Here is a 15,240-nt window from a genome sequence, read left to right on the forward strand (position 1 = left end):
CACTTACACTTGAGTAAGTGCCTTTTATTTTGTTGCATTTACTAAAATACTAAAAAAATCACTATCGTTTACAATGGCATAATTTTCTCGATTATTAACAATATGCAGCGACTTTTTGTCTGAAATAAGATACATTGTATAACCTGTATTTAATGAAATCGTTATTCGGTAATCGTACTCAATGGGGTCTATTGTTGTTTTAGCAAATTTTGCATTCTGAAAAGCTTGTATAAGCTTTTTTTGCGTTTCTTCTGGAATTTCAATTCGTGTAAATATATCTTTTTTATCTGTATCAATGGTATGAACGGTTATAGTCTGCTTTTCCACATTAAAATCAGCGTTTGCTAATATATCCTTTGCGGAGTATTCAGTGTTCTCCAGTACGTCTGTTGTAGAGTTGTTATTTTTCATAACATCTGTTGTAGAATCGCTTTGGTCTTTTTTTACAATTAAAAAACCAACAGCGATAATGATAAGGAAAGACAAGATCATGATGATTTTTTTCATATAGACCCCCCTTTTTTAATTAACTGAATTATAGTAATTTTGGTACTTGAAAGTAAAATTAGGCTGTTTATGGAACCAAATGGTGGGAATATCGTATAGAAAGAAGAAGGATCGTAGGATGGAGGAGGAGTTGGATGTCTAAAATGCCAAGCAAGGGCTACGACGACCCAAGGCTAGAAGAAATAGACGAAGAAATTTGTGTACTGTTGCAACTACGGAAAGAGCAATTCAGTCATACCCCAGGTTTCCCCACTGATGAAACCATCTCGGAATGGGCGCAAAAGTATGGCCTTGATGACTTATTTTTAACCATGCTCTTTAGTTTAATAAGATCAGAAAAATACTATCAAGCAAAGGTAGAACCTACAGGCTTTCTTCAATATATTCCCGTATTACAGACAGTTGAAGCGGGGGAACGGTTATATACAGTTTCCTATATTCGCCAATACGAAAATGCAAGTGTGGTCCAGCTATTAATTGACTGGGATACGCAACAAGACGCTACTCAGCGTATTCATGAAAAATTGGACTGCAAATATTTAAAGTTGTTTATAGATGATCATTACGAATGTCGGAATACGGGTGCGAGCGGCTCGGATGGGCATGAAAGCAATAAGTTTGTGGTGACACCACCCTTACCAGATGACATCCAAGGACTCGACTTCGTTTTTACAGAATATCATGATGTTTTTGAAGAAAAGCCAACAGGATTTACTGTCACTATGCATTGTTAGGGGGAAGGCTTGTTGAAAAAATGGATACTTCCACTGGTCCTGTTTATCCTTTTAGCAGGCTGTCAAAGTGAAGAACAAGAGATTCATTACATTGCTAAAAGTGAACATTGGAAAGCGATCTATCATAATAATACCGAGGAAGGCTTACGTTTATATTATCTGGGTGACTCCCATGATTTGGGGCCTTTACAAATTACAATTGAAGGAACAAAAATCACTCAATCGTTGGATGATGCACATTTAAATAAAGAGGGATATTATTCATTCACGAAAAAAGAGAGTGAGAAAATGTTTAAACGTGATGCGAAACCTATAATTCATATGAAATGGCAAACTAAAAGCGAGACTTTAGAAGTGAAAAATCATTAAGAGATAACAAAAATGTGCGAATTGAGCAACGGGGAAATGTAGTGGTCGTGAATAAAGATTACCGGAACCAAAATACTCCACTTGTCAACGTTATGTCATTTATGATGATACCTTTGATAGTTTTATTTTTCACATGCTGTAATGAGTTGAAAGAGGAAATATGTGATGATCTGCATTGCCGCTACTGTGTACAGCGGCCTGATTACACACTGCCTAGCAATCGTTAATTTTTTCAAATCAGTGTTTGACAAAAAATCCACTATTCGTTATAGTAATTAACAATTTCATGCAAGATGAAATGGGCAATGATAAGGACAAGAGATTTAATCAACCATTTTCAGAGAGGGAGGCAATCGCTGCAAGCTTCCTAATGTCGTGATTTCTTCTTACTACCTTGGAGCCGTGCTTGGAAACTTGCACCGTTTTTGCAACGTTACAGCAAAATCAATGAGCCACTAGCAAATAAACTAGTGGGAATTTGGGTGGAACCACGGGTAATAACACATACTCGTCCCTTTGCTGGGGCGAATATGTGTTTTTTTATTTTGATTCAGCAATTGTTTTTATTTCGAAAACATAGCGACAAAGGAATCAAGATAAACGCTCAGGCGGGTGTCATGGATGTTTGGAGAGAGCTTTTCGAGCAAACTCCAAAAATCTAGACAGAAACAATGCCGAGGCGCATATTATTACATTTTTACTAAAAGGAGTAGAGAACATGTCAAATCAAGTTATTCACATTCAATTTCCAGATGGTCAACAACAAGTATTTACGAAAGGCGTGACACTAACCGATATTGCGCAGGCAATTCGTCCCGAGCTTCGTAAAAAGGCAGTGGCAGGAAGTGTTAATGGAACCATCGTTGATTTGACGCACCCGATTATGGAAGATGCTCAAGTTACATTGTACGATGCAAGCTCGAAGGAAGGGATCGAGGTTATTCGCCATTCTACGGCCCATTTATTAGCGCAAGCAATTAAGCGACTATACCCACATGCACAATTTGGGGTAGGACCAGTCATTGAAAACGGCTTTTATTATGATATAGATATTGCCAACACATTAACACCAAGTGATTTGCAGCAAATTGAGAAAAAGATGAAACAAATTGCTCAGGAAAATATCCAAATTCACAGGCGTGAAGTATCTCGGGAGGAAGCACAGCGGCTATTTGCACACGATGCGTTGAAGCTAGAGCTAATTGAGGCTATTCCGGCAGATGAAGCGGTAACGATTTATGAGCAGGGAGAGTTTTACGATTTATGTCGAGGCCCACATGTCCCAACTACAGGTAAATTGCAGCACTTTAAATTAATGCATGTGTCAGGAGCTTATTGGCGAGGTGACAGCAGTAAGCCAATGCTTCAGCGCATTTACGGTGTAGCCTTTGCTACAAAAGAAGAGCTGCACAACCATTTTGTCTTTTTAGAGGAAGCGGAAAAGCGTAATCATCGCAAGCTTGGTAAAGAGCTATCCTTATTTATGTTTTCAGAAGAAGCGCCTGGCATGCCATTTTATTTAGCAAACGGTCAAATTTTGCGCAATGAGCTGGAATCCTATTTGCGACATTTACAAGCGAAATATGATTATAGGGAAGTAAGGACACCACTAATGATGAATCAGCGCCTCTGGGAGCAGTCGGGCCATTGGGATCATTATAAGGATCAAATGTATTTTACACAGGTGGATGATCAAAGCTTTGCCTTAAAGCCAATGAACTGCCCAGGACATATGCTCATTTTTAAAAACAGCCTCCATTCCTATAGAGACTTACCAATTCGCATGGCTGAATTTGGGCAAGTACATCGACATGAATTTAGTGGAGCCTTAAATGGTTTATTACGTGTCCGATCATTTTGTCAGGATGATGCCCATATTTTTGTAACACCACAGCAAATTGAGGATGAAATTGCGCTGGCATTAAAGATTATTGACGAGGTGTACAACGTATTTGGTTTCCGCTATACAATAGAATTATCGACACGACCAGATGATTATATGGGCGATTTGGCACTATGGGATCAAGCAGAAGCGGCACTAGAGAACGTGCTAACAAATTTGGGTATTGCCTATACAATCAATGAGGGCGATGGCGCTTTTTATGGACCAAAAATTGACATTCATATTAAAGATGCAATTCAGCGCAGCCATCAATGTGCAACAGTACAGCTCGATTTCCAACTGCCAGAGAAGTTTGATTTAACATATATTAATGAACACAATGAAAAAGTAAGACCTGTTGTTATCCATCGAGCGGTATTTGGCTCGATTGATCGCTTCTTAGGCATTCTTATTGAGCATTTTGGAGGAGCATTCCCAACTTGGCTAGCACCACAGCAAGTACAAGTTATTAATGTTGCAGAAGTGCATCATGACTATGCCAAACAAGTAGTAGAAGTATTACAAGAGCAAGAAATTCGTGTGCAATTAGATGACCGCCAAGAAAAGCTTGGGAAAAAGATACGTGAAGCACAGCTACAAAAAATTCCGTATATTCTTGTCATTGGAGATCGTGAGGTTGAGAACCAACGAGTGGCTGTTCGTAGACATGGTCAGCAAAATTCCGTTGAGCAATCACTACAGCAACTAATAGATGACATCACAGGAGCTATTCAAGAAAAAAGGTTATCTTAATTCCACTGTAGAAAAAAAAGCTTGCTTTGAATGTACGTGTTCAAAGCAAGCTTTTCAATTTTTAGAAAAATTTTATTTCTATTTTTTTGAAATGACTACTAGAATCTACGTGATGTGCATACAATGAATTAAAGGTCCTTGGAACTTTCTAGAAAATGTGAATGTCCAAGTATTACTTCTTGTGTTTCAGCGTCGATGACAAGAAATTTTTGATAGGACTCATCGGTATTGTGCTGAAAGGATGCTAAAAAATAAACTTGTCGATTGGGATGAATAAAAGTATGTTGAGAGAGGTCGATTGTTTCCTGATTACTATTTGTTTGTAAATAAAAGTTTTGTGTCGCATTTTCTACATCTCTAAAAGCCATTTTTTGACGAATATTCAATGAAGCATTAGCATATTCCTCATAAATTGTACGATTAAGCTGCTGATAAAATTCGTCCTCATCACGAAACGATTGAAATTGGTTGTTTGGATATTGATATAGTGTATTGATTTCAGTTGGTGTGCAAAGTGTGGGTGTTGTTTGGTCTACTGAATGTTGAGGTGGCAATAATATTTTAGAAACAACCATAAAAGTTAAGATGAATACTTGCATCATTCAACCTCCAAATGTCTTCTTAAGAAAAACATCGCCTACTTTTACTGTATCTATACATTTCGGCTTGATGAATGAATGCATGCATGAAAGATAAAACCAGCCAAAAACTTGTCTGGCTTTATCTCAATCTATTCTTTCTTCTATATAGATGCCTCGTTTGATTAGGAAGCTTGAGCTTGTTTTAAATATCTATTAAGTAGGACATCCAATTCTTGACTGTAATCTACTACAATAGGGTGGGTGAAACCAAGATCCTTTGCCTTTTTATACATAATTCTTCGTTTGATCTCAATTTCCGCCTTCAAGAATTGTTTAAGTAATAAGTTTACCAAGATATTTTCCTCCTAATTTTTTATCCATATTCCTGAAATTAATTTCTCATGACCTCGATTCAACTTTTTCATTGTATATCACTTATATTAAAAAAAATGTCATATTGTGTATCGTTTAGCAAATTCGTAATTTAGTCACGTGTAGGGACCTTTATCCTGTTTAATAAAATGAAATGTTTTTTATAATGTTGAATAAAATGGTCTATTTAATTCCCTTTTTATAGAAAATTATACCATACTTAAAACCCTATTCATTGACTTGATAGGGTTATTTGCTTGCTTTTATTTAGAAAAAATTAAGTGAAAAAAAAGAAGGTATTGAACCTTTTATACTATGAAAATAGTTGTGAATAGAAATTGAATTTTCCGATAATTTATCCTGTGATTTTTATCTTGTCACATTTTAGCAAATTCCCTTTTATGTTGTTTAGAATTGTGGACATTTCATTATGTATGGTGAAATGTTGAGAATTTTTGAAATTAATGGAATAATAAAAGATAGATTTGAGGTGATGAAGTGTATGGTGAAAAAGCTAGTTTATGTTGCAGTTATTGCAAGTTTACTAGCAGCATGTGAAGCGAAAGAACCCGCTCAACAACCTACCATTGATGCTGACATCGTCAAGACAGCTGCGACTGACTTTAGTTATGTAGCCAATTTACCATCAGAAAAAAAGGAGCACTATCAGACGTTCTTAAATGACGGCGATATAGCAGTTTTGCAAACCTTTTCGCCAGAGGAGATGGTACTGATAATGCTCGATTTAGTGCACGAAACACGAATAGATGCATTATATGCAATTACTTACCATAATAGTGCAACTCCTACAAAAGAAAAGTTTGAACAGCAATATATGGATTTACGGGCATATGATTTGTTAGAAACCTATCTAATGTTTCGTTATTATGATCAAGTAGCTATTAATGAAGCGAGCACCCCAGATAGGCAGGTTGTTCAACTGGAAATTTCCGTGAGTAATCACAACTTCGCAAAAACCTTTGCTCTTCAAAGGCAAGATGGTATTTGGAAGATTCTTTTATTTTGAAAACAGGGGAGATGAAAAGAATAGGATGACTGTTATGTATTTTGTAAGACATGCTCATGCACATTATTCAGTGGATGAATATCACCGACCTCTCTCGACGCAAGGGATAAAGGATGCGGAGCGTGTTACAAAATTATTTAAAGAGAAACAAATTGAAGCAATCTATGCTAGTCCATATCGTCGAGCAATTCAAACAGTGGAGGGCATTGCGCATGCTCATCATCTACCCATACAAACCGTGGATGCTTTAAAAGAACGGCAGCTTTCAAGTGGAGCGATGACGGATTTTCATGCAGCTATTCAGCGAGTGTGGCAGGAGCCAAGCTTTGCGTGGGAGGGTGGGGAGTCAAATGAACAGGCGACGGCACGTGCTGTCGAGAGCTTGCAATCCATCATTCTTACCCATCCACAGGAGAGCCTTGTTTTAGGGACACATGGCAATATCATGGTATTGATGATGCAATACTTTGATGCCCGCTATGATTACGCATTTTGGCAGCAGCTTACGATGCCGGATATTTATAAACTAACATTCCAAGGTTTAGCACTACAGCAAGTAACACGCATATGGCAAGAGGAATAAAAAAAGAGATACTACAGCAACCATAGTATCTCTCTTGTAGTTATTGGTTAATTTTTCTCCCATTCCGAGCGTAGTAAGCCAAACAATAAGATGTCATGAAATGTACCGAAGCGAAAAATTTCTTGGCGTAAAGTACCTTCTTTTGTGAAGCCGCATTTTTCATAGGAGCGAATAGCTGCCTGATTAAAGCTAAAAACCTGAAGCTTGATTTTTTGTACAGCGATGTATTGAAAAATAAAATCTATGAGTGTTTTCATTGCATCAGTACCATATCCTTTGCCTTGCCACGCTTTTCCGATTGCAATGCCTACAGAGCAAGTGCTGTTTTGCCAGTTGACGGAAAAAACACCGCAGGAGCCAATCAGTTGATGGGAGTCCTTTTCATAAATGCCAAAAAAGAATTCCTCCTTTTTTCCACTTATACTATGAAAGAATGCAGTGTGATCCTCTTTCGTTTGAGGAAAGGGAATATCATCATTGGCAAGAAGCAATGTAGTTATTTCACTTTCGTTGGCTACGAAGCCTTCTAAATCAGTAGAAGCCATTTGCTGTAGCATAACTGATTGACCAGTTAGAAATGTGTTGACATAGTGTTCCATTTGTTATTCTCCCTTGTATCAGGGCTGCAAGTAGCGTTACAACCCTTTGATTGTTGATAAAACTTGAACGTCTACTGCATTGAACGCACTCATAGGCACAACTCCTTCTTCATGAATACTTCCATAGTAGCATGACGGAATAGTAAAAGTATATTAATGTAAAAAATAAGTTTAATAGAAAGAGGGATTAAAATGCGTACTAGCTATTTTCAACGTTTACTCCAACACTTACCTGAAGAGGAACAACGACAATTAGAGCGTGCAACTGGTGCAACAGATACACAAATTCAGGCATTGCTTGAAGTTTTTCCGGATTGTCCGCAGTCCTTACTAGCATTACTTCAGGATGTCAATGGTACCTATTATTGTAAGCATGGTCAAGAAACAATCTGTGTTCTTGTCCTAGGTTCCGATTTAGGTGACTACCCGTATTATCTGAAATCCGTTGAACAAATCATTGAAGATTATCATGACAATCGAGAATCAATATATGAACGTTATCAAGAGTTTTTGGAGTATGTCGAAGTCGACGGAAAAATCAATATGCATGTGCCATTAAATGAACGATTATGCTTTGCCGATTGCATGAATAATGGTGGAACATCTAGCCTGTTTCTTGATTTTTCACCAAATGAAGCGGGACAAGTAGGGCAAGTGGTTCGTTATGTGCATGATCCAGATAGCTTTGAGGTCATTGCCTCCTCCTTTGATGATTACTTACAGCAGCTTCAAGAAGAGGACTACGAATTTACAGCTATTTACGAGGAGGAGTACTAAATGTCCATGAAGCTTATGTTCTATGAGGATAGTGCGCAATCTTTAATAGAAGAATATACAATAACAGATGAGCAGCTCCGCTATACAAAGTCACCACAGGAAAATATTGAACTCGCTAGGCAGGATCACAGTCGGCATGCTATTTTAGCCATGGAAGAAGACAAGCTGGTAACCTTTTTTGTGCTACATGAAAAAGACGGGGTCAAGCCTTATACTTCTAATGATAAGGCATTGTTAATCCGTTCATTTTCTACTGATTATTACGAGCAGGGTAAAGGCTATGCCAAGAAGGCACTACAATTGTTACCTGATTTTGTGCGGCAGCATTTCCCTCATATAAATGAGCTTGTGCTAGGTGTAAATGTACCAAATAAAGCGGCACAAGCCCTTTATACAAAGTGCGGATTTGTGGATGAGGGAAGACGGGTCATGGGATTTCAAGATGAGATTAAGGTGATGAGCTATTCCATGAAGGATGATGATAAATGCAAAATATAATAGAAGCAGGAATGGAGCACTTACAGGTACTTTGTGCGATTGATCAAGAAGTAATTGGCGATCAATCAAGAAGCCATGAAATTCAACAAGCTATTAAAGAGCAACGCTGCCTTTTGTATCAAGCTAATAAGGATGCTGCGGGTTTTCTACTATTTAATAACGACTTTTTTGGTCATAGCTTTATTTCTTTAGTGATTGTCAAGCCTTCCGAGCGGAGAAAAGGGGTGGCGACTAGCTTAATGCGTGCATATTTGGAAGTCGCGAGGACACCAAAGGTATTTTCTTCTACTAATCAATCCAATACAAGCATGCAGCAAGTATTTCAAGCCTTAGGGTTTATTAAAAGTGGCTTTATTGACAACTTAGATGAAGGGGATCCAGAAATTATTTATGTAAAAAAAGCCTCACCACAGGAGTAGGGTGAGACTTTTACTTATTTTTTAGCTTTTATAAATAAAAAGGACGGACGGCGTAGCTCCTTTTCAAGGGAAGGAAGCTGAAGGATAGCTTCTTTGCTAGGAAGAGGTTCGACTATTTTCTCAATGGTTAACCCGTGGGCAATCAATGTATTGATCATCGTCGCAATGGTACGATGATATTTGACAACCCCTTCCACGAGCCATGTCTGCTCACGCAAGCCCTCTTCATGATAATGATCGATTGCATAGTGAAGACGATTATGCTCGTTATCATAAATCCAATTATCCTCCATTGCTTGACGAGCTGTAGCAATCGGATGCTCGACAGAAAAAACAAAAACACCGTTAGGACGTAGCATTCGAGCTATTCGGTCAATAACCGCATCGAAGTCTTTAACATAATGAAGGGAAAGGGAGCTTGTTATACAATCAAAGCTATAGGAAGGCCCTTCATAATCCTCGATTGCTTGTAGCTGATAGTCAATTTGCGGATGGGCATGCTCTTGTTTCGCCATTGCCAACATATTACTAGAAACATCCAGTGCGGTCACATGCTTGGCCTGATGGTCGATACAATATTTGGCGAACTCACCCATACCACAGCCGATATCGAGAATGTCGCTATTCGTTAATGGTGGTAGTAAAGATTTCATTGTGGGCTGCTCCAACAGACGATTATAATTCAATTCCTTTTGCCTTAATGCTTTGTATTGATGGAAAAATATCGGATTATCATAAATATTTTGTTTCATGGAAAACCTCCAATTTGTGAAACATAACGTTATGTCAATTGTGCGCATCATTATTTTCCCATGGGAGGCGAAAAAGAAATAGACTTTTTTTGCAATTTTTTGTAGGATGTAGATAGAGGCATATCACTTTTTCTATTACCATCTATTTACAGTTAGATGGTTTTTTGTTATGCTCTACGTCCTTCAATTCTCCTGCTATTTCACCAATTTGTAACAATTCGAAAAAATAAAAATATTTACAGGGAAAACATGGCACCTCTTGCAATCTTGTATCGTTCCTATTAGTTGGAAGCAAATTCCGAAAAAGAACATGGGAGGGATTCATGTGAATCAAGAAACCTTATTATCTATTAGTAGCAATTCTTTATTTGTTGCCTTTATCTTACTACTGATTGCAATTGTGCCATTAGGACTTGCGGTCAAATCAAAGGGCAAATTATTCGGCAAGCTAGGACTGTTTCTCACGTATGTAGCCTTTGCTTTACAGCTCGTCTATTTTGTGGTGAGATGGATGGCTGTAGATCATGCACCTGTGAGTAATATGTATGAATTTATGACATTCTTTGGCATTATGCTGACAGGAAGTTATTTAATTATTCATTTCCTCTATAAACAAATTGTAGTGGGCTTATTTACTATTCCGGTTTCATTAATCATCCTTGGATATGGAAGCGTTTTCGCGAAGGAAGTATCACCACTTGTTCCTTCACTGCAAAGCCACTGGCTAACTATTCATGTTATGACAGTTGCCTTTTCTAGTGCAATTTTATCAGTGTCCTTTGCTACAGGTTTGATTTATTTATTAAGAACGTTGGATGTCTCGAAGAAATCCATCAGTACATACGGTCTAGAATTTGTTTTATATTGTTTAGTTGTGGTCATCGGCTTTATCGGTGTTTCCACGACATTTAGCTTTGCCTCAGACGATGTCAAAGTACAATTTGACAATGCGCAGGGACAGTCAGAACAAGCCGTTTACTCGATGATGCCACTTATTGTGACAAAAGGTGCGGTCACAGAAAATGGTGAAGCAGTCGGTATGATTGAAATCACGAACAAAATTGATGCCAAAAAGTTAAATTCCATTGTTTGGGCATTTATGGTCGGTACGATTTTATACGCTGTCATTCGATTAATTACAAGAAAATCTATTAGTGCTTTATTAAAGCCATGGACAAGCCGAGTGCAGCCCCAATTAATGGATGAAATATCCTACCGTGCTGTCGTCATCGGCTTCCCCTTATTCGCATTAGGCGGCCTATTGTTTGCTATGATCTGGGCACAAATTGCGTGGAGTCGCTATTGGGGCTGGGACCCAAAAGAGGTTTGGGCATTGATTACCTTTTTATTCTACGCTGCCTTTCTCCATTTCCGACTATCCAAAGGCTGGGAAGGTGAGAAAACAGCCTGGCTAGCCATCATCGGCTTCGGCATCATCGTATTCAACCAAGTCTTCGTCAATCTAGTAATTGCCGGCCTACATTCCTATGCTTAATTTAGAGTAGCACTTGCTTGGAAGTAGACCAACCAGTGCGAGAACTGCTCCAAAGTGAGTGAGAAGTGATCCAAACAGTGAGGGAACCGCTCATTAGTGAGGGGAAAGTGATCCAAAAGGTGAGGAAACCGCTCCAAATTGGGTGAGAAGTGATCCAAAAGGTGAGGGAACCGCTCAATAGTGAGGGGAAAGTGATCCAAAAGGTGAACGAACCGCTCCAAATTGGGTGGGAAGTGATCCAAAAGGCGAGGAAACTGCTCAATAGTGAGGGGAAAGTGATCCAAAAGGTGATTGAACCGCTCATTAGTGAGGGGAAAGTGATCCAAAAGGTGAACGAACCGCTCCAAAGTGAGTGGGAAGTGATCCAAAAGGTGATCGAACCGCTCCAAAGTGAATGAGAAGTGATCCAAACAGTGAGGAAACCGCTCCAAAGTGAGTTGGAAGTGATCCAAAAAGTGATCGAGCCGCTCCAAAGTGAGTTGGAAGTGATCCAAAAAGTGACCGAACCGCTCCAAAGTGAAGTGAAAGTGATCGAACTAGTGAGGGAACCGCTCCAAATCGGGTGAGTAGTGATCCAAAAGATGATTGAACCGCTCATTAGTAAGGGGAAAGTGATCCAAAAGGTGATAGAACCTCTCCAAAGCGAGTGAGAGGTGATCGAACTAGTGAGGGAACCGCTCCAAAGTGAGTTGGAAGTGATCCAAAAGGTGAGGGAACCGCTCCAAAGTGAGTGGGAAGTGATCCAAAAAGTGACCGAACCGCTCCAAATCGGGTGAGTAGTGATCCAAAAGGTGATTGAACCGCTCATTAGTGAGGGGAAAGTGATCCAAAAGGTGAGGAAACCGCTCCAAGTGAGTTGGAAGTGATCCAAAAGGTGAGGGAACCGCTCCAAAGTGAGTTGGAAGTGATCCAAACAGTGATAGAACCGCTCCAAAGTGAGTGAGAAGTGATCCAAAAGGTGAGGAAACCGCTCCAAAGTGAGTTGGAAGTGATCCAAAAAGTGACCGAACCGCTCCACCAAATCAGGAAATCACACCAATGCAAGGCAGAACCGCTTCACCCCGAAGAGAACCTCTTAAATCCTCCGCTTCTCAACAAAAACAGGACGAGATGCTGCATGCATCTCGTCCTCTTAATTTTAATTATGCTTTGCAAAGTAGTCTAATGTTGCTTGGCCTAGAACGTTGGCAGCAATTCGTAAGGAGCGTTCGTCGATATCGAATTTCGGGTGATGGTGAGGATATACTTCCTCCCAATTTGGATTTTTTGCGCCTGTAAAGAAGAAGGCACCTGGGATTTCCTCTAAGTAATAGGCAAAATCCTCACCACCCATATTAGGGTCAACCAGTTCAACAGCTGCTACATCTGCAATTTTCTCTGCGGATTCCATAATATGCTCTGTCTCTGCTTCATGGTTAACTACAGGTGGATAGCCTCGTACAAACTCATATTCGTAGTCTGCTTTTGTTAAATAGCATGTGGCCTTTAATAGTTCTTCAATTTCACGCTCTAGCAAACTGCGCTCTTCCTCGTGGAAAGTGCGTACAGTACCTTTCATATACACTTGATCAGCAATGACATTGAATGGATTGAGGGCCTCGATATGCCCAATCGACACTACTGCTGGACGTAATGGATTGACGCGACGTGCCACGAGCTGCTGTAAATTCGTAATAAACTGTGCCGCTAAAACAATGGAATCCTTGGTGTCACTTGGGTTGGAACCGTGGCCACCTTTGCCTTTGATTGTTATATAAATACCATCTGCTGCAGCCATTAATGGTCCCTTCGCTGTTTGTACTTTTCCAAGTTCAGTTGGAGCCCATAAATGTGTACCAAAAATAACATCGACACCTTCTAGGCAGCCGTCCTTAATCATTGAAATAGCTCCACCTGGGGCCAGCTCCTCTGCATGCTGATGAATAAAGACGATAGTTCCTGCTAGGTCATCCTTCATTTTGTTGAGTGCCTTCGCTAAAATTAACAGGGAGGCAGTGTGTCCATCATGTCCGCAAGCATGCATACGACCTTTAATTTTTGATTGGAAAGGTAAGCCTGTTTCTTCTGTAATGGCTAAGGCGTCAAAATCCGCGCGTAACGCTACGGTTTTCCCGGGTTTACCACCTACTAGCTTTGCCACAACACCATTGCCACCTACACCTTCATGAACCTCATGACCTAAGGCGCGATGAAAGGCTGCGATTGTTTTCGGCGTTTCTACTTCCTCGAAGGAAAGTTCAGGATTTTCATGGAAATGACGACGAAGCTGAATCATTTCTTCCTCATATTGCTTTAATAACTCTGCTAATTGTTGTTGTAATGCTGTCATGTAAAACACTCCTTATTTTAAGTAAATATAATCACCAGGTCCTAGCGGTAAACCGAATAGGAACCAAAGAGCAAATAAGATAATCCAGCCGATTGCAAAGAATACCGAGAACGGTAATAAAGAGGAAATAAGTGTTCCGATACCGATATTTTTATCGTAGCGCTTTGCAAACGACAGAAGAATCGCGAAATACGGTAACATCGGCGTTATTGGATTTGTAATCGAATCCCCTACACGATAGGCTATTTGTGTAATCGCTGGGGTATAACCTAAGTAGAGGAACATCGGAACAAAAATCGGTGCAAGCAAAGCCCATTTGGCTGATGCACTGGCGATTAATAAGTTAACAAATGCACAAATTAAAACAAAGCCAATCATCATTGGTAAACCTGTAAAATTTAATGCTTGTAACAGCTCAGCCCCTTTAATGGCTAAAATAGAACCAATATTACTCCAGTTGAAGAAGGCGATCATTTGTGAAGCGGCAAAAGCTAATACAATAAATGGTGCCATATCAGCGATGGATTTAAAAATTTTCTCCGCAACTTCTTTATCGTTTTTAACCTCCTTCGCTGCAATACCATAGGCAAGCCCAGGTAATAGGAAGAAGAATAACATGATGGGTACAATGCCTGACATGAAAGGTGAATTTAAAAAGCCGCCTGTTTCAGGATCACGTAAAAGCCCATTCGATGGAATAACTGTAATAGCAATGACTAAAATATAAGCTAGCGTTACGATTCCAGCCCATTTTAATCCTCGTTTTTCTAGGGCTGTCAATGGCTCTAGCTTTTCAACCTCTCCGTTAAACGTACCGAAGCGAGGCTCTGTAAACTTTTTCGCAACCCACGTGCCAATAATGACTAGTAAAAACGTCGAAGCAATTAAGAAGTAGTAGTTCATCGTTGCACGACCAGTATACGTAGGGTCTGCTATATGTGCTGCTGATTCGGTAATTCCTAGTAATAATACATCGAGAGAGCTAATCAAAATGTTGGCACTGAAGCCTCCAGCTACAGCTGCATATGTAATAATTAAACCAGCTAATGGATTGCGACCAATACTCATAAAAATCATAGCTGCAATAGGTGGTAAAATGATAAATGCCGCGTCAGCAGCTAAGTTTCCAACTAAACCTGTAAAAATAATAAAAGGAACAATTAACTTTGTCGGTGCTGACATCACGATCTTCTTCATGACAGCCGAAATTAGCCCTGTTTGCTCAGCTAAACCAATACCAATCATCGTCACGATAACTAGCCCTAGAGGAGCAAAGCCTGTAAATGTCGATACCATTTGCGTTAAAATTAAGATGAGTCCTTCTTGACTTAGCAGGTTTTTGACTTCAATGACATCATCTGTACCGGGTTGAACTGCTGAAATACCTAGCATAGATAGAACCCATGATAAAACTAGTACTATACCTGCTAGAATAATAAATAACGTGATTGGGTCTGGTAATTTATTGCCTGCACGTTCGATTTTATCTAACATGTTGTCAATCCAAGATTTTTTCTTAATTGTTTGTGAATTCCCTTGCATAAATTTCATCTCCTTTTATAC

At 39.4% G+C, this 15,240-nt stretch carries 18 protein-coding genes; 11 read left to right on the forward strand and 7 right to left on the reverse strand.

All coding sequences use genetic code 11. From position 1 onward, the window contains the following. Positions 1–24: 24 nt before the first annotated feature. A complete protein-coding gene (locus MKY49_RS10190; protein ID WP_341386141.1) occupies positions 25–507 on the reverse strand; it encodes a hypothetical protein in 483 nt (160 codons plus the stop codon). 134 nt (positions 508–641) lie between these two features. Between MKY49_RS10190 and MKY49_RS10195 the strand changes: the two genes are divergently transcribed. The 3 genes from MKY49_RS10195 (at position 642) to thrS (ending at position 4,245) form a co-directional block, all read left to right on the forward strand. Next, positions 642–1,241: a hypothetical protein gene (locus tag MKY49_RS10195; RefSeq protein WP_341386142.1), complete on the forward strand. Its 600-nt coding sequence runs from the start codon at positions 642–644 to the stop codon at positions 1,239–1,241. A 12-nt stretch (positions 1,242–1,253) separates the two neighbouring features. Next, positions 1,254–1,610, forward strand: a complete 357-nt coding sequence (locus tag MKY49_RS10200; protein ID WP_274797014.1) for a hypothetical protein — start codon at positions 1,254–1,256, stop codon at positions 1,608–1,610. Between the two features lie 718 nt (positions 1,611–2,328). Next, positions 2,329–4,245: a threonine--tRNA ligase gene (gene thrS, locus MKY49_RS10205; protein WP_341386143.1), complete on the forward strand. Its 1,917-nt coding sequence runs from the start codon at positions 2,329–2,331 to the stop codon at positions 4,243–4,245. Between the two features lie 128 nt (positions 4,246–4,373). Here the strand turns inward: thrS and MKY49_RS10210 are convergent, their stop codons facing one another. Beyond that, positions 4,374–4,844, reverse strand: a complete 471-nt coding sequence (locus MKY49_RS10210; RefSeq protein ID WP_312507287.1) for a hypothetical protein — start codon at positions 4,842–4,844, stop codon at positions 4,374–4,376. A 164-nt stretch (positions 4,845–5,008) separates the two neighbouring features. Continuing rightward, positions 5,009–5,179, reverse strand: coding sequence for an aspartyl-phosphate phosphatase Spo0E family protein (locus MKY49_RS10215; protein WP_004230265.1), 171 nt, complete (start codon positions 5,177–5,179; stop codon positions 5,009–5,011). 521 nt (positions 5,180–5,700) lie between these two features. Here MKY49_RS10215 and MKY49_RS10220 point away from each other — a divergent pair. Continuing rightward, positions 5,701–6,225, forward strand: coding sequence for a hypothetical protein (locus MKY49_RS10220; protein WP_341386144.1), 525 nt, complete (start codon positions 5,701–5,703; stop codon positions 6,223–6,225). Positions 6,226–6,250: 25 nt separating this feature from the next. After that, positions 6,251–6,808, forward strand: coding sequence for a histidine phosphatase family protein (locus MKY49_RS10225; RefSeq protein WP_445928403.1), 558 nt, complete (start codon positions 6,251–6,253; stop codon positions 6,806–6,808). A 47-nt stretch (positions 6,809–6,855) separates the two neighbouring features. Here the strand turns inward: MKY49_RS10225 and MKY49_RS10230 are convergent, their stop codons facing one another. Next, complete coding sequence (locus MKY49_RS10230) at positions 6,856–7,407, reverse strand: GNAT family N-acetyltransferase (RefSeq protein ID WP_341386146.1); 552 nt, start codon at positions 7,405–7,407, stop codon at positions 6,856–6,858. A 192-nt stretch (positions 7,408–7,599) separates the two neighbouring features. Between MKY49_RS10230 and MKY49_RS10235 the strand changes: the two genes are divergently transcribed. Genes MKY49_RS10235 through MKY49_RS10245 form a run of 3 tightly spaced genes read left to right on the forward strand, consistent with a single transcriptional unit; the run spans position 7,600 to position 9,101 of the window. After that, positions 7,600–8,184, forward strand: a complete 585-nt coding sequence (locus MKY49_RS10235) for an SMI1/KNR4 family protein (RefSeq protein WP_312507291.1) — start codon at positions 7,600–7,602, stop codon at positions 8,182–8,184. Continuing rightward, entirely contained in the window at positions 8,185–8,682 is a 498-nt protein-coding gene (locus tag MKY49_RS10240) for a GNAT family N-acetyltransferase (RefSeq protein WP_322605010.1), read from the forward strand. It begins immediately after the preceding gene. Beyond that, positions 8,670–9,101, forward strand: a complete 432-nt coding sequence (locus tag MKY49_RS10245; protein ID WP_274797024.1) for a GNAT family N-acetyltransferase — start codon at positions 8,670–8,672, stop codon at positions 9,099–9,101. The genes MKY49_RS10240 and MKY49_RS10245 overlap by 13 nt, the downstream gene beginning before the upstream one ends. 14 nt (positions 9,102–9,115) lie before the next feature. On the opposite strand, the gene MKY49_RS10250 is transcribed toward MKY49_RS10245, so the two are convergent. Continuing rightward, positions 9,116–9,853 carry a class I SAM-dependent methyltransferase gene (locus tag MKY49_RS10250; protein WP_322605012.1) on the reverse strand — a complete coding sequence of 246 codons (738 nt, stop codon included), beginning with the start codon at positions 9,851–9,853 and terminating at the stop codon, positions 9,116–9,118. Positions 9,854–10,163: 310 nt separating this feature from the next. On the opposite strand from MKY49_RS10250, the gene ccsB reads away from it, so the two are divergent. The 3 genes from ccsB (at position 10,164) to MKY49_RS10265 (ending at position 11,914) form a co-directional block, all read left to right on the forward strand. Then, positions 10,164–11,348, forward strand: a complete 1,185-nt coding sequence (gene ccsB, locus MKY49_RS10255; protein WP_274797316.1) for a c-type cytochrome biogenesis protein CcsB — start codon at positions 10,164–10,166, stop codon at positions 11,346–11,348. 191 nt (positions 11,349–11,539) lie between these two features. Further along, positions 11,540–11,746, forward strand: coding sequence for a hypothetical protein (locus tag MKY49_RS10260; protein WP_341386147.1), 207 nt, complete (start codon positions 11,540–11,542; stop codon positions 11,744–11,746). 3 nt (positions 11,747–11,749) lie between these two features. Continuing rightward, the gene (locus MKY49_RS10265) at positions 11,750–11,914 is read left to right on the forward strand and encodes a hypothetical protein (RefSeq protein WP_341386148.1); all 165 of its coding nucleotides are present in this window, start codon (positions 11,750–11,752) and stop codon (positions 11,912–11,914) included. Between the two features lie 572 nt (positions 11,915–12,486). On the opposite strand, the gene MKY49_RS10270 is transcribed toward MKY49_RS10265, so the two are convergent. Together MKY49_RS10270 and MKY49_RS10275 are read right to left on the reverse strand one after the other, a co-directional pair. Next, complete coding sequence (locus tag MKY49_RS10270) at positions 12,487–13,677, reverse strand: amidohydrolase (RefSeq protein WP_313469621.1); 1,191 nt, start codon at positions 13,675–13,677, stop codon at positions 12,487–12,489. A gap of 12 nt (positions 13,678–13,689) precedes the next feature. Continuing rightward, the gene (locus MKY49_RS10275) at positions 13,690–15,219 is read right to left on the reverse strand and encodes an AbgT family transporter (RefSeq protein WP_322605015.1); all 1,530 of its coding nucleotides are present in this window, start codon (positions 15,217–15,219) and stop codon (positions 13,690–13,692) included. Positions 15,220–15,240: the final 21 nt, after the last annotated feature.

The sequence above is a fragment of the Lysinibacillus sp. FSL M8-0134 genome, from assembly GCF_038069745.1.
Lineage (GTDB): Bacteria > Bacillota > Bacilli > Bacillales_A > Planococcaceae > Lysinibacillus > Lysinibacillus irui.

What these genes read in the sequence shown, in the direction of transcription:
- MKY49_RS10190 (WP_341386141.1), bottom strand. Translation starts at nt 507, where the DNA reads ATGAAAAAAATCATCATGATCTTGTCTTTCCTTATCATTATCGCTGTT.
- MKY49_RS10195 (WP_341386142.1), top strand. Translation starts at nt 642, where the DNA reads ATGTCTAAAATGCCAAGCAAGGGCTACGACGACCCAAGGCTAGAAGAA.
- thrS (WP_341386143.1), top strand. Translation starts at nt 2,329, where the DNA reads ATGTCAAATCAAGTTATTCACATTCAATTTCCAGATGGTCAACAACAA.
- MKY49_RS10210 (WP_312507287.1), bottom strand. Translation starts at nt 4,844, where the DNA reads ATGCAAGTATTCATCTTAACTTTTATGGTTGTTTCTAAAATATTATTG.
- MKY49_RS10220 (WP_341386144.1), top strand. Translation starts at nt 5,701, where the DNA reads ATGGTGAAAAAGCTAGTTTATGTTGCAGTTATTGCAAGTTTACTAGCA.
- MKY49_RS10225 (WP_445928403.1), top strand. Translation starts at nt 6,251, where the DNA reads ATGACTGTTATGTATTTTGTAAGACATGCTCATGCACATTATTCAGTG.
- MKY49_RS10230 (WP_341386146.1), bottom strand. Translation starts at nt 7,407, where the DNA reads ATGGAACACTATGTCAACACATTTCTAACTGGTCAATCAGTTATGCTA.
- MKY49_RS10235 (WP_312507291.1), top strand. Translation starts at nt 7,600, where the DNA reads ATGCGTACTAGCTATTTTCAACGTTTACTCCAACACTTACCTGAAGAG.
- MKY49_RS10240 (WP_322605010.1), top strand. Translation starts at nt 8,185, where the DNA reads ATGTCCATGAAGCTTATGTTCTATGAGGATAGTGCGCAATCTTTAATA.
- MKY49_RS10245 (WP_274797024.1), top strand. Translation starts at nt 8,670, where the DNA reads ATGCAAAATATAATAGAAGCAGGAATGGAGCACTTACAGGTACTTTGT.
- MKY49_RS10250 (WP_322605012.1), bottom strand. Translation starts at nt 9,853, where the DNA reads ATGAAACAAAATATTTATGATAATCCGATATTTTTCCATCAATACAAA.
- ccsB (WP_274797316.1), top strand. Translation starts at nt 10,164, where the DNA reads ATGGGAGGGATTCATGTGAATCAAGAAACCTTATTATCTATTAGTAGC.
- MKY49_RS10270 (WP_313469621.1), bottom strand. Translation starts at nt 13,677, where the DNA reads ATGACAGCATTACAACAACAATTAGCAGAGTTATTAAAGCAATATGAG.
- MKY49_RS10275 (WP_322605015.1), bottom strand. Translation starts at nt 15,219, where the DNA reads ATGCAAGGGAATTCACAAACAATTAAGAAAAAATCTTGGATTGACAAC.